This is a genomic window from Bacterioplanoides pacificum (assembly GCF_042648445.1).
In the GTDB taxonomy this organism is placed as follows: Bacteria; Pseudomonadota; Gammaproteobacteria; order Pseudomonadales; family Oceanobacteraceae; genus Bacterioplanoides; species Bacterioplanoides pacificum.
Map to the genome: position 1 here is coordinate 109,476 of NZ_JBHRYB010000013.1, position 13,912 is coordinate 123,387.

Genomic DNA, 13,912 nt, shown 5'->3' on the forward strand with positions numbered 1-13,912 from the left:
ACCCTCCTCTTTCCCACTAGCGGCTCCTTTTCCGACAACCAGCACGGCGGATCCCTGCCGCGGCGCTGTGAACGCAGCATTTTGATTGGTATCGTTGGCCTTCAGGCTCGTCAGTCAAACAGACCCAGGAGCAGCTCAGCCGGTGGCGCCCGGCTTTCGGGTAACGCCCTGGTCCCGCTGGTTTCGGCTTTGTGCTTCAGGTGATCAAGGATCTGCTTGATCACTATAGGGTCTTCAATGCAGGCGATGACTTTCATGGCGCCGCCGCAGCCGCTGCAGGTCTCGATGTCGATATTGAAAACACGCTTGAGCCGTTGCGCCCATGTCATCGACGCTCGCCGTTGTGCTGGTGTTGCCGGTTCATCAGCCACCCTGACCTTGTTGCCCCTGCCCCGTTTTGCCGGCGTGACCAACGCCCGGTGCCGACTGTTGGGTGCGAACACCCCGTGGAAGCGGGTTAGGTTGACTCTGGGCTTCGGTACCAGGGCGGCCAGCCTTGCAATGAAATCCAATGGTTCGAAAATGACGTGCGTGGTGCCGTCCCGGTACGGCGTCTTGAGCTGGTAGCGCACGTTGCCGCCTCGTGTTAACGACAGCCGCTTCTCGGATACCGCCGGGCGGCTGATGTACCGGCACAGCCGTTCGAGCTTCTTGCGTTCATCGGCCCTGGCCGCCACGCCGGCGTGCAGGCTGGACCCGGCTACCTTGCCAATCCCGTCACCGAACGGATCACCACTGGTCGGCAGAGTTTGCAAAGTGAACACCTTTCGCCCCGCCTGTGAACCGACAGCGATACGGTAAGTGATCGAGTGCCCCAGCAGGGGTGTCATCGGGTCGTCATCCACCGCATCCGAGGCCAGATAGCTGTTTTCGACATCCCGTTCCAGCAGGCCTTGCCGTTCCAGATAGCGACCCACCCGGTGGGCGATGGTGTGCGTCAGCTGGGTGAGCTCTGGGCTGGTCGGCGCCTTGACCCAGCGGAAACGCGCTGAGCCGTGGGATTGCTCGACATACACACCGTCGAGAAACAGCATGTGGAAGTGAACATTCAGATTGAGCGCCGATCCAAAACGCTGGATCAGGGTGACCGCGCCCGTCTTGGCCACTTGGTGGGTATGGCCCGCTTTCTTGACCAGGTGCGTGGCAATGACGCGGTAAACGATGCCCAGCACCCACTCCATGATCTCGGGCCGGCTGGCAAACAGGAAACGCAGCTGAAACGGGAAGCTCAACACCCACTGACGCATGGGTTGTTCAGGCAGTACTTCATCAACCAGCAAGGCGGCACTTTCGGCCATCCGCCGCGCCCCACAGCTCGGGCAGAAACCGCGACGCTTACAGCTGAAAGCGACCAGGTGCTCGGCGTGGCAAGACTCGCAGCGAACCCGTAGAAAGCCATGCTCCAGCCGCCCGCATTGGAGAAATTCTTCAAATTCCCGTTGCACATAGCCCGGCAATTCCTTTCCCTGCTCTGCCATAAGCGCAGCGAATGCCGGGTAATACTCGTCAACGATCTGATAGAGAAGGGTTTGCTCGGGTCGGTGGCTCTGGTAACGACCAGTATCCCGATCCCGGCTGGCCGTCCTGGCCGCCACATGAGGCATGTTCCGCGTCCTTGCAATACTGTGTTTACATACAGTCTATCGCTTAGCGGAAAGTTCTTTTACCCTCAGCCGAAATGCCTGCCGTTGCTAGACATTGCCAGCCAGTGCCCGTCACTCCCACTCAATCGTTGCCGGTGGCTTAGACGACACGTCGTAAGTCACACGAGAAACGTGCTCGATCTCGTTAATAATACGGTTCGATACTTTTTCCAGCAGCTCATAAGGCAGATGCGCCCAGCGCGCTGTCATAAAGTCGATGGTTTCTACCGCACGCAGGGCAATCACCCATTCGTAACGACGCTGGTCCCCAACAACACCCACAGATTTCTGCGGAATAAATACCGCAAACGCCTGGGAGGTTTTGTGGTACCAATCGGCGTTATGCAGTTCTTCGATAAAGATGGCATCGGCTTCACGCAATACGTCGGCGTATTCTTTTTTCACTTCACCCAGAATACGTACACCCAAACCCGGACCCGGGAACGGATGACGGTAAACCATATCGTATGGCAGGCCCAGTTCTAAGCCGATTTTGCGCACTTCGTCTTTGAACAGTTCACGCAGCGGCTCTACCAGTTCCATTTTCATGTCTTCCGGTAAACCACCCACATTGTGGTGTGATTTAATCACGTGTGCTTTGCCGGTTTTCGACGCTGCCGATTCAATCACATCCGGGTAGATGGTGCCCTGCGCCAGGAAGTTAACGCCCTGCAGCTTGTTCGATTCTTCGTCAAACACATCGATAAAGGTATTACCGATAATTTTACGTTTGGCTTCCGGGTCCGCTTCACCTTCGAGCTTACCGAGGAACAGCTCTTCCGCATCAGCACGAATCACTTTAACGCCCATGTTCTTAGCGAACATGTCCATCACCATATCGCCTTCGTTTTTACGCAGCAGGCCGTTATCCACGAACACACAGGTCAGCTGATCGCCGATGGCTTTGTGCAGCAGGGCCGCAACAACAGAAGAGTCCACACCGCCAGACAAGCCCAGCAGTACTTTCTGGTCGCCGACCTGAGCTTTTACTTTTTCGATCTGGTCTTCGATGATTTTGGCCGGTGTCCACAGCGCTTCACAGCCGCAGATATCCAGTACGAAGTGCTCCAGCAGGCGCTTGCCCTGCAGGGTATGGGTTACTTCCGGGTGGAACTGCACACCAAAGAAGTTTTTCTCGGCGTGGTACATTCCGGCAATCGGGCAGCTTGGCGTTGATGCCATCAGCTCAAAACCTTCCGGCATGGCGGTGACTTTATCGCCGTGGCTCATCCAGACGTCGAGCAACGCTTTACCGGTTGCGGCATCGACATGGTCTTTGATGTCTTTCAGCAGTGCGCTGGAGCCTTCGGCGGCAATTTGTGCGTAACCAAATTCACGAACGTTGGAGCCTTCTACTTTACCGCCCAGCTGTTCTGCCATGGTTTGCATGCCATAACAAATACCCAGTACCGGCAGGCCCAGCTCGAACACCAGCTGCGGGGCACGCGGTGAGTTGGCTTCGTGTACCGACTCCGGGCCACCCGCCAGAATAATACCGGTTGGGTTGTATTCACGGATTTCCGCATCGTCCATATCCCAGGCGCGGATTTCAGAAAATACACCAATTTCACGGACCCGACGGGCAATCAGCTGTGTGTACTGAGAGCCAAAGTCGAGAATCAGAATACGCTGTGCGTGGATGTCTTGAGACATAAATACAACACCAAAAACAGTTAATTTTAACTTTTTCAAAAACGAAAACGGGGATGAACCAGGTTCACCCCCTTTTTATCTGCAAGCGCCAGGATCGCCGGGCCGTTAACCCGGACGAATCACAATTAACCTAACCGGTAGTTGGGCGCTTCTTTAGTAATCTGTACATCGTGTACATGAGACTCTTTCATACCCGCTGCGGTAATTTTCACAAATTCCGGCTTGGTACGCATCTCATCGATGGTGGCGCAGCCAGTATAACCCATTGCCGCACGAACACCGCCCATCAGCTGGTGAATCACGTTTGAAGACGGACCTTTCACCGCGATACGACCTTCGATACCTTCCGGCACCAGTTTATCAACACCGGCTTTTTTGTCCTGGAAGTAACGGTCGGAAGAGCCCTGGCTCTGGCCCATGGCACCCAGCGAGCCCATGCCGCGGTACGATTTATAGGCACGTCCCTGGAACAGTTCTACCTCACCCGGAGATTCGTCGGTACCGGCCAGCATAGAGCCCACCATAATAACCGAAGCACCGGCGACCAGCGCTTTGGCAATATCGCCGGAGAAACGGATACCACCGTCGGCAATCACAGGTACGCCGTATTTTTCCATCGCGCTGGCCACATTCGCCACGGCAGAAATCTGCGGCACACCCACACCGGCAACAATACGGGTGGTACAGATAGAACCCGGGCCAATGCCCACTTTAACACCGTCAGCACCGGCTTCGGCCAGCGCAATCGCTGCTTCTGCGGTAGCGATATTACCACCAACCACCTGCACCTGCGGGAAGTTTTCTTTTACCCAGCGCACCCGGTCGATCACGCCGGTGCCGGATTCATTACTGGTATGGCCGTGTGCGGTATCCACCACAATCACATCAACCCCGGCACCCACCAGCGCGGCAACCCGCTCTTCGGTACCAACACCGGTACCTACGGCCGCACCCACCAGCAGACGACCCTGGTCATCTTTAGCCGCGTGCGGATACGCGCGGGCTTTTTCGATATCTTTTACCGTCATCAGGCCAGCCAGTTTACCGTCTTTGTCGACCACCAGAACTTTTTCGATGCGGTGTTTATGCAGTAACTTCTGCACCTCGGCCGGCTCAGTGCCTTCCTGAACCGTGACCAGGTTAGCCTTTTGTGTCATCACACTGGCCACTGACTGATCGAGATTTTTTTCAAAGCGGACATCACGGCTGGTTACGATACCCACCAGCTCACCGTTATCCACCACCGGCATACCGGAGATATTGTGCAGATCGGTTAATTCCAGCAGTTCGCGGATGGTGGTATTACTGGTCACGGTGAACGGATCGTTAACGATACCGCTTTCGTATTTTTTCACTTTACGAACTTCTGCCGCCTGCTGTTCTGCGGTCAGGTTCTTATGAATAATACCCAGCCCACCTTCCTGCGCGATCGCAATCGCCAGACGACCTTCAGTCACCGTATCCATAGCGGCTGAAATCAACGGGATATTCAGTTCGATATTTTTGGTCAGACGTGTCTTGAGCGACACCTGATTCGGCAGGACTTCGGAGTAACCTGGGACTAACAGCACATCATCAAAAGTGAGTGCATCCTGAGCGATTCGCAACATAGAGTGCCTTCCAGAAAGTGGAATGTAAGAAGGCGCGGCATTATAACCGAACCCCGGGCACTGGCCAAGCCGGATTTTACCTAAGTAACATTACTCCGAAGCCAGAGCAGACCTGACCTGAGCACAATTGAGTGACTGCATAAAAAGCTGACTGATCCGTCGAATTTCTGCAAAAGAAAACGACGCAATATGAGGCCCTTTGCTGTCCAGCCAGCACTTGTCTCCGGCCAGCGCCTGATACACCGCCCGTCCCTGTTGCCGCGGAATAACCGCATCATCGCGACTGTGCATCACCAGCGTCGGAACCTGAATCCCGGCGGCCTGTGTTTGTGGGTCCCAGTCTGATGGAATCAGCCAGGTTGCCGGCACCAGCAACCAGCCCAGCCAGCTGCTGGTCAGAGCGCTGCGGGCAATACGCGGAAAACCGGCAAACGGCGCATCCAGCACCAGCGCATCGACACCATAACGCTGCGCACCTTTGGCAACAAAGTTGACCGCCAGCGCCGCACCAATACTCTGCCCCAGCACCAGCAGGCGCTTATCCGGATAATGCTGCCGAATCCAGGCCGCCGCTGCCTCCACATCCTGTAACACCGCCGGCATATACGGCGTACCGGCTGACGCACCGTAGCCGCGATAATCCAGTGCCAGCAAAGCAAAACCTTCGCCCGGCAGCCAGTCCACACTGCGGATATGGCTACTGATGTTTTCGGCATTACCGTGCAGGTACAACACCACCGTATCGAACTCCGTCAGCGTGGTGCCCGCATCCCCGGCATGACTCTGGGATGGCAGCCACCAGGCGTGTAATGACGTGCCATCGGCGGCTTCTAACCAGACATCCTGGTACTGCAGCCCGAGTTTATCCGGAGTCTGAATCCATACCGTTTGCGGATAGAAATACAGTGACGTTAACGAACCGCAGCCGGCCAGTAAGGCCAGAAACCCCAGCACAAACACCAGCAGCAACCGCCTGATCGCCACCGGCGATAAACGCCACAACGGCGTCAGTATTAAACGCCGCACCTCAGAAATACCAGACAAATGATAATTCCGTTTCGTTATTGCCCTGCGAGCGCATCAGCTGACGCTCAAAGCCAGCCCGCAACTGCATCGAATCGGATAACCGATAGCCCAGCTGCCAGCTCAGCGAACGCCGTGCCGGGTTGTCGTAGGTTGCCAGCGGCTGCCAGTTAAGCTCCAGCTGATGCTGGAACTGATCATCCTGAATCAGCCAGCCGGCGCGCGGACCAAACGATAACTGATAACCTTCATCAAACTGATTGTCGGCCAGTAACTGCCCTTCCGCCAGACCATAAAAACGTCCCAGTCCGGTCAGATAACTGCGGCCAAAACCCACTTTTAAATAACTGTATAACTCGGATTCAGGCGCATTAAAGCGCTCCAGACCAACACTCACCGACCAGGCGATGGGTTTCTGGAAGAAGGTCTGATGACTGAGTGACAAGACATCCACTACCCTGAAATTCTGCAGCTTCAGCTCGTCACTGTCGCTCCAGTAGCGCAGATCAACCTCACCCATCTGAATCTGCGAACCGGGCACAAAACCACTGGGTAAATCCATCACCTCATGATAAGCAATGCGCCAGCTCAGCTGGGCAAATGCATCATCCCCCGACTGACCTGCCGTAAACCGCGCCCGCTGGGTTAAATGCCCCTGATCGTCACGCACCGGCGGTGGTGGTGTTTCATCAAATTCACTGCTGACTTTAATTTTGCTGCGCGCCGATAAAATCGCCAGCGTCCGCTTACGTAATTGTGGGCTGGATTGTTTTTTCTTAATCGCCAGATATCGGGCATAGGCATGGGCCAGCTCCAGTGCCCGGGCCTGATCCCGTGGCGTCAGCCCGGCGATCAGCTGAGCGATTTGCTGTTCCGTATCGACCAGCTCACGAGCCGCCAGATTCACCTGCGGTGAGGATTGTTGTCCTTTATATTCCAGCGACGTGGCCGCAGACGGGCGGTAATGGGCGCGCTTAATTAAATCGCGTTTCTGCAACGAACGAATGGTATCTACCGGCACCGCCTTAATGGAAAAATCATCGGCTAAATCGGCCCGTTCACTGGCGGCATCCAGCAAGGCTAATAACCGATAGGAGCAGTTTTCGTCGAAGAAATAATAATCAAAATAGGTGTCCTGGGTTTCCCACACATGACGGGCAAACTGGCGTACTTCCGCCGGGGTAAAATCCAGCTCGTATTCCCACACATCGCGGTATTCCATGTGCTGATATTCGTTGGTTTTGACGTAGTACGGCATCACCGACACCACCCCCGGATAGCCTCCGGCCAGACCTTTATAACTGAACACCAGTTCGTTATCGGTGGGGTCGGCATTGGCGGCAAAATTCACACTGTAAGATAATAATTTGCTTTTGCGCGGGTCTTTGCGATCCATCCGCACCAGCGTGTGGCCATACATAGACGATGGCGAATTAATATGTGATGCCGGAAAAATTAACGTCAGCGAATAAGCATCCAGCTCAGCCAGCCACTCATCCAGCTCAGAACACGACTGATCGATAAAATGGCGTTCAGGAAACTGTTGTTTCAGCCAGTGGTAACGGGCCGGGAAATGACACTGGGCCGACATATTATCGGCCATCCCGGTGCGCAAAAAAGCTCGGTACGCGGCAACAATTTCCGCATTAAAATCAGATTTCCCCTGCTCCGCCAGAAAAAAATTGTCGTCGTCATTCTGGCTGATGGTACGTGCCGTAAAAACATGATCACGAACGTGTAATAAGTGCCGCCATTGCCGGGCTTCGGATAATTGTAATAAACGCTGCTGTAACGCGTCAGGCAGGGGCTCAGTGGCCTGGGCACTGGCACTGGCACTAAAAACTGACAGGCACAAAGCCGCTGTCAGAAGTCGAAACCGGTTCATACGATGCTTTACTCCCGTATCGGCATCAGGATTATGTCAGTCACAATAAAAAAGCGCGGCAGGCATAGCCTGGCGCGCTTTTCTTACAACCCGGTTAAATTAACCCAGGTATTTTTGCAGCTCAGCGTCTTGTGCCATAGCAGCAGTCATCACGTCGTAAGCAGTACCGGAAGTACCTTCAGCCGCGAAGATAGAGTCGAAGTTAGACTGCATAGTTGCATTAAAAGCAGCAGTATCCTGAGCTTCAACACCCATTACTTCTGCCAGTGCAGCCAGAGTTTCACCGTGACCTTTGGCAGATTCCAGAGCCAGCTGATCCATGTTGTCATCCATGAAAGCCTGAGCAGCTTTCAGAGGACCATTAGCCGCTTCACAGCCCAAAGTACCGGAAGTCATACCGAAAGTCTGGTTACCGGAAGTACCGTTAGTGGTCGCAGCCAGTACGTGCTCGTGCCATTCGTTTGCATCAGGGAATACAACCGCAGTACCCAGACCACAGCCTGCAGGGCCGTTAGCAAAAGCCATAGCGGAAGAAGAAACCAGAATTGCACCTGCAATAATCTTTTTCATGGACGTTATCCTTGTTCGTTCAAAGTAATTTTCAGCAAGCCATGCAGCTGAGAGCTTTAACACTAGCCACTCTGTTTAGCGCTGTCCAGAGTAAACTTCACTTTTGTGAACTCAAGCACTAAGTGACTGGTAGCAAAGCATTTTTTGTGGCAGGCTGAGCGTTATTCTGTGCACTCAGACCAGCTGGGATGACACATTAACGACCCTTCCTTAACCGCAGTTAAACAGCAGCTGAGCAACATGGCACGCACACCATCTTCGCAGGTTTTTACCGTCAGTCAACTCAACCAACGCGCCAGACAACTATTGGAGGTCTCCTTTGCCTCCGTGCGGGTCGAAGGTGAGATTTCCAATCTGTCACGACCGTCTTCCGGGCACTGGTACTTTACCCTGAAAGATAACGCAGCTCAGGTGCGTTGCGCCATGTTCCGTTCGCGGGTGGCAGGTATCCGTTTTGCAGTAAAAGAAGGCGACAAAGTGGAAATCCGCGCCAAAGTATCACTGTACGAAAACCGCGGTGACTACCAGCTGATTGTCGATGCCATGAAACCGGCCGGTGAAGGCGCCCTGCAGCTGGCGTTTGAACAGTTAAAAAGTCGCCTGGCAGCGGAAGGTTTATTTGCTGCCGGACACAAACAACCCCTGCCCATGGTGCGCCGGGTAGCGTTAATCACCTCGCCCAGTGGGGCCGCTATCCACGATATGTTAACCGTACTGAAACGTCGTGACCCGGCCATCGCCGTGGATATCTATCCGACCCAGGTACAGGGCAGTGACGCCAGCGGCCAGATCGTTGCCGCCATCAATCGCGCCAACCGCGATCAGCAGGCCGACGTCATTATCCTTGGCCGCGGTGGCGGCTCACTGGAAGACCTATGGTGTTTTAACGAAGAAACCGTGGCACGTGCCCTGTTTGCCTCACGTCTGCCAGTCATCAGTGCGGTGGGCCACGAAACCGATGTGACCATCGCGGACTTTGTCGCCGATGTGCGCGCCCCCACACCGTCGGCAGCCGCAGAATTAATCAGCCGCGACCAACAGGTCCAGCAACAGCGGTTACTGCAATTACAACAGCGGCTGCAACACAACTGGCAGCAGCGGCTGCGTTATCAGCAACACCAGCTGCATACGTTATTCCGTCGCCTGCGCACCCCGCAGCAACAGCTTAACAGCGCCGCCCAGGCGCTCGACCAGCTGGAAATCCGGCTGCATAACGCCTGGCGTCATCAACAGCAACAGCGTCAGCAACGGCTGCAGTATCTGCATCAGGTGCTACAGCATCAGCACCCGAGCCGCACGCTGCAGCAGTATCAGCAACAACTGCAACAATTACAGCAACGCCTGCATCAGGGCATGCACCAGCAGCTCGGTCAACGCAAACAGCAGCTCGGCCAGCAACTGCATTTATTAAATAATCTCAGTCCGCTACAGGTACTCAGCCGCGGTTATTCTTTAACCACCAGCAGCGCGGGCCAGGTACTGGATAACGCCGCCGCCGCCACACCCGGCAGCCGGGTTCATACCCGACTGAACCAGGGCTGGCTGGAATGTGAAGTGATTCAGGCCCATGCTGACAACTGATAAGCTCACCTGAATTAACCGGAGCCCATCGTGTTTGAACTGCCTCATACCCTCAGCCAGCTACTGTTCAGCCTGTTTACCAGCGGCAGTTTACTGACCCCGCTGCCAGACGCACCACTACCACTGCAACAGGCCATCCCCGGCGGTCTGGTGGTGCTGGATACCGGCCTTTATGGTGAGCGCCCGCAACTGCAATTTAATGGCATGCCGGTCATGATGCAGCAAAGTGGCCAGCGCGATTCCTGGAAAGCCATCATAGGTTTACCACTGTCGCAACCCGCCGGGCCGGTCAGGGTAAAGGCTGCGGATCATACGCTCGATTTTGTAGTGCGCGATTTTGCCTACCTGGAGCAACATCTGCAGGTAAAGAAGAAACACGTCGACCTGAGCGAAGCAAACCTGCAGCGGGTACTGGCCGAACAAAAACAGATAAAACAGGCATTCCGGCATTTTTCCGCCAGCCAGTCATCTTTCCAGCCGCTGCGCTGGCCACTGGCCGGCCCGTTAACCAGCCCGTTTGGTAAAAAACGTTTTTTTAATGGCAAACCCCGCAAACCTCACAGTGGCCTGGATATCGCAGCGCCAACCGGCACCCGGATTTATGCTCCGGCAGCGGGCAAGGTCATTCTAACCGGCGATTTTTTCTTTAACGGTAACAGCGTTTTTATCGACCATGGCCAGGGGCTGATTACTATGTATTGCCACCTCAATACCATCACGGTGCAAACCGGCGACAACCTGCAAACCGGCAGCGTGCTTGGCGAAGTTGGCGCCAGCGGACGGGCAACCGGCCCTCACCTGCACTGGTCAGCCAGCCTGAATAATGCCCGCATTAATCCGCTGCTGCTGCTCGACCCGCGCCTGTTAACCGCGCAGCCAGCACCATGAGCCGCCAGCCTCCCGGCACCAGCAAAACCATGGCCATCAGCGGAGCCTGTTGTGGTATTCGCCCGGATCTGGAGGCGATGACCGATGACACCGGCTTTGATTTCAGTGCCGCTGCCGGACTGCTGCCAGAGGCCGAGCCAGACAACCCGTCAGACAGTGATTATCCCGCTGGCGCTCAGCACACCATAAAGTCACAAAAAAAGGACGCAAAATAACAGTAGCGAAGTGAGGCTTGGGTCTATACTCAGAACAAGATCCAATATTCCTTGCGGGCCATGAAGAAAAAAATATCCATCGACCAGTTACGTCCCGATATGTATGTCGCCGACCTCAATTGCGACTGGATTCCACATCATAATTATCAGAAAGAAGGCCGCATTCCCGATCAGGCCACCGTCGACGAAATCCGCCGTCGTGGCATTACCGAAGTATACATAGACCCGGCTCGAGGCCTGGATACCGACGATGCCATCCCCGCCACCGAAGTCGAACGCCATAACCAGCAGGCACTGGATAAAGCCGCACAGCTGAAGCCCGACAGCCAGTTGCGGGTCAGCGCCGAAGAAGAAATGCACAAAGCCGGCAAACTGCATAACGAAGCCAAAAACCTGGTCAGCAATGTATTGCGCGACGTCAAAACCGGTAAAGCTATCGACATCGAAGCCTTCGATACCCTGGCCGACGGTATGGTGGATTCGGTATTACGTAACCATAATGCCCTCGCCTGTCTCGGCCGTATTCGTCAGAAAGATAACTACCTGCTGGAACATTCGGTCAACCTGGCGGTATTAATGGGCATTTTTGCCCGTGATATGACGCTTGATCGTGACACCATGCATCAGGCGGTGTTGGGCGCGATGCTGCATGACATCGGCAAGGTGCTGGTACCCGATGAGGTATTACACAAACCCGGCAAACTCAGCGACGATGAATTTGCCGTGATGCGCAAACACGTGATTTACAGCAAAGAGTTATTACAACAGACACCAGGCATTAAACCACTGACCATCAACGTGGCCGCCCAGCACCATGAACGTATTGATGGCAGCGGCTATCCGCTGGGATTACAGGGTTGTGATATCTGTCGCGAGGGGAAAATGGTTGCGATTGCCGATGTCTACGACGCCATCACCGCCGACCGGGTGTATCACAAAGGCATGGCCCCCACCGCCGCGTTAAAAAAACTGCTGGAATGGAGCGGCAGCCATCTGGAAGAAGCGTTGGTACATCGTTTTATCCGCTCAATGGGCATTTATCCGGTCGGCTCACTGGTGAAACTGCGCAGTGACCGGCTGGCGGTGGTGATCGAAGCCAGCGAAACCGACCAGCGCCTGCCAATCGTCAAGGTTATTTATCACGCTGCTAAGGCACGCTATCTGCCGGTGGAAATCCTCGATCTCAGCCGGCCAACAGTACAGGATGAAATTGTCCAGGCGGTTGACCCGGCGCGCTGGCACATTCGCCTCAATGACTTTCTGAATTAACTCCTGAACGGATACAGCCACGCCCGGATTAACCTTCTGAAGCCTGCTTTTTGGCATCCAGCAACGCCATCTTAGCGGCTACCTGAGCTGGCAAATCCGGTGACTCAAACTGGCGGCTATTCGCGTAAATCACATCCAGCATGGCTGAAAAGGAACGCACCCGGCCACCCTTCAGCATGGCGATACGGGCAATAGCCGTAGCGTGTAACCGCCCGTTCACCAGAAAACGATGCTCCATATACAGGTATTTACGGTCCCAGTGCAGTACTTCGCTGCGCAGTGTGACGTCAGCCAGTGGCGGAATTTCGCGAATAAACGTCAGCGTCTGACTGGCCAGCACCGAGCGCCAGCCGTGCTTAACAAATAACGGCGTACAACCCATTTCGATCAGGTAGCGGGTACGCGCCAGATCCAGCCACACCGGGTAGCGGCCATTGGTGAGATGAAAGTTAAAATCGCAATCCCAGGGCATCACCCGGAAGTGCTGCTCACTGACAAGCAACGGATCACGCCGTTGCCGCCAGGGCCGGCTGGCCAACAACCGCAGATAACGCAACAACTGGCTCATATCAGGACTCTGAGGCTAAGACACGCCGCCGCATCAGACCTTCCTGAGCCACCGACGCCACCAGCTCGCCCTGCTGATTAAAAATCTGACCACGACAAAAACCGCGTGCACCACTGGCATTCGGACTATCGATGGCATACAGCAGCCACTCATCGATGCGGAACGGCCGGTGGAACCAGACACTGTGGTCGAGGCTGGCCACCTGCATATCTTTCTGCGCCACCGATACCGCATGAGGGTGTAACGCGGTTGGAATCAGGTTGAAGTCGGTGGCGTACGCCAATAACCGTGCATGTTCATTGGCGTCGTCTGCCATCTGATCATCCGCTTTCATCCAGACGTATTTCAGCGGCTCTTTTTTCTGCGGCGCAAAAATATTCACCGGATCGAGCACCCGCATTTCGATCGGTTTATCGGCGGTATAAATATCACGCACCCGCTCGGGAAAATGATCGCGGAACATACGCGCCAGCTCCAGCTGCGACGGAATGCCGTCCGGCCCCTTCACCTCTGGCATGGTTACCTGATGCTCAAAACCCTGCTCCGGATGCTGGAACGACGCCATCATGGTGAGAATGGCTTTACCATTCTGACTGGCCTTCACCTGCCGGGTGGCAAATGAGCGGCCATCGCGCAGCACATCCACTTCAAATTCCAGTGCATCGGTAACGTTACCCGGACGCAGAAAATAAGCATGCAGCGAATGTGGATGCCAGCCCGGATCAGCCAGCGTCTGAAGGGCGGCGGATAAACTCTGGCCCAGCACCTGGCCACCAAATAAATTACGGAACCCCAGATCCTGGCTCTGGCCACGGAAACGGTTCACCCCAATAGGCTCCAGCCGTAATAACTCAATCAGTTGTTGCAGAACCTCACTCATACGCTCACCTTGCTGAAAACCGCTTACGGTTTAAAGATTACCATTGGCTGCCTGACTGCAAAAAGTGCTAACGCGCCAATTGGTTAGCCCAATAGGTCATATTCAGCCCACAACACAGAAATAACCC

General features: G+C 54.9%; 12 protein-coding genes. 4 read left to right on the forward strand and 8 right to left on the reverse strand.

Going from position 1 to position 13,912, the window contains the following annotated elements; all coding sequences use genetic code 11:
* Positions 1–110 precede the first annotated feature (110 nt).
* From ACFOMG_RS11715 to ACFOMG_RS11740, 6 genes are all read right to left on the reverse strand, one after another.
* A complete protein-coding gene (locus ACFOMG_RS11715) occupies positions 111–1,604 on the reverse strand; it encodes an IS91-like element ISCR2 family transposase (protein ID WP_376866860.1) in 1,494 nt (497 codons plus the stop codon).
* A 111-nt stretch (positions 1,605–1,715) separates the two neighbouring features.
* Positions 1,716–3,296, reverse strand: coding sequence for a glutamine-hydrolyzing GMP synthase (gene guaA, locus ACFOMG_RS11720; RefSeq protein ID WP_376866861.1), 1,581 nt, complete (start codon positions 3,294–3,296; stop codon positions 1,716–1,718).
* A 125-nt stretch (positions 3,297–3,421) separates the two neighbouring features.
* Positions 3,422–4,906, reverse strand: coding sequence for an IMP dehydrogenase (gene guaB, locus ACFOMG_RS11725; RefSeq protein WP_376866862.1), 1,485 nt, complete (start codon positions 4,904–4,906; stop codon positions 3,422–3,424).
* Positions 4,907–4,996: 90 nt separating this feature from the next.
* Positions 4,997–5,950 carry an alpha/beta hydrolase gene (locus ACFOMG_RS11730; protein WP_376866864.1) on the reverse strand — a complete coding sequence of 318 codons (954 nt, stop codon included), beginning with the start codon at positions 5,948–5,950 and terminating at the stop codon, positions 4,997–4,999.
* Entirely contained in the window at positions 5,934–7,814 is a 1,881-nt protein-coding gene (locus tag ACFOMG_RS11735; RefSeq protein WP_376866866.1) for an Lnb N-terminal periplasmic domain-containing protein, read from the reverse strand. The genes ACFOMG_RS11730 and ACFOMG_RS11735 overlap by 17 nt, the downstream gene beginning before the upstream one ends.
* Before the next feature lie 99 nt (positions 7,815–7,913).
* Positions 7,914–8,384 carry a DUF3015 family protein gene (locus ACFOMG_RS11740; RefSeq protein ID WP_376866867.1) on the reverse strand — a complete coding sequence of 157 codons (471 nt, stop codon included), beginning with the start codon at positions 8,382–8,384 and terminating at the stop codon, positions 7,914–7,916.
* Positions 8,385–8,624: 240 nt separating this feature from the next.
* On the opposite strand from ACFOMG_RS11740, the gene xseA reads away from it, so the two are divergent.
* From xseA to ACFOMG_RS11760, 4 genes are read left to right on the forward strand one after another with little or no spacing between them, the layout of a single operon-like run.
* Positions 8,625–9,965, forward strand: coding sequence for an exodeoxyribonuclease VII large subunit (gene xseA / locus ACFOMG_RS11745; protein WP_376866868.1), 1,341 nt, complete (start codon positions 8,625–8,627; stop codon positions 9,963–9,965).
* A gap of 30 nt (positions 9,966–9,995) precedes the next feature.
* Entirely contained in the window at positions 9,996–10,853 is an 858-nt protein-coding gene (locus ACFOMG_RS11750) for a peptidoglycan DD-metalloendopeptidase family protein (RefSeq protein WP_376866869.1), read from the forward strand.
* Positions 10,850–11,068, forward strand: coding sequence for a hypothetical protein (locus ACFOMG_RS11755; RefSeq protein ID WP_376866870.1), 219 nt, complete (start codon positions 10,850–10,852; stop codon positions 11,066–11,068). The genes ACFOMG_RS11750 and ACFOMG_RS11755 overlap by 4 nt, the downstream gene beginning before the upstream one ends.
* A gap of 60 nt (positions 11,069–11,128) precedes the next feature.
* Positions 11,129–12,337, forward strand: a complete 1,209-nt coding sequence (locus tag ACFOMG_RS11760; RefSeq protein WP_376866871.1) for an HD-GYP domain-containing protein — start codon at positions 11,129–11,131, stop codon at positions 12,335–12,337.
* Between the two features lie 28 nt (positions 12,338–12,365).
* On the opposite strand, the gene ACFOMG_RS11765 is transcribed toward ACFOMG_RS11760, so the two are convergent.
* Positions 12,366–12,905, reverse strand: a complete 540-nt coding sequence (locus ACFOMG_RS11765) for an acyl-CoA thioesterase (protein ID WP_376866872.1) — start codon at positions 12,903–12,905, stop codon at positions 12,366–12,368.
* 1 nt (position 12,906) lies between these two features.
* A complete protein-coding gene (locus ACFOMG_RS11770) occupies positions 12,907–13,785 on the reverse strand; it encodes an acyl-CoA thioesterase (RefSeq protein WP_376866873.1) in 879 nt (292 codons plus the stop codon).
* Positions 13,786–13,912 lie beyond the last annotated feature (127 nt).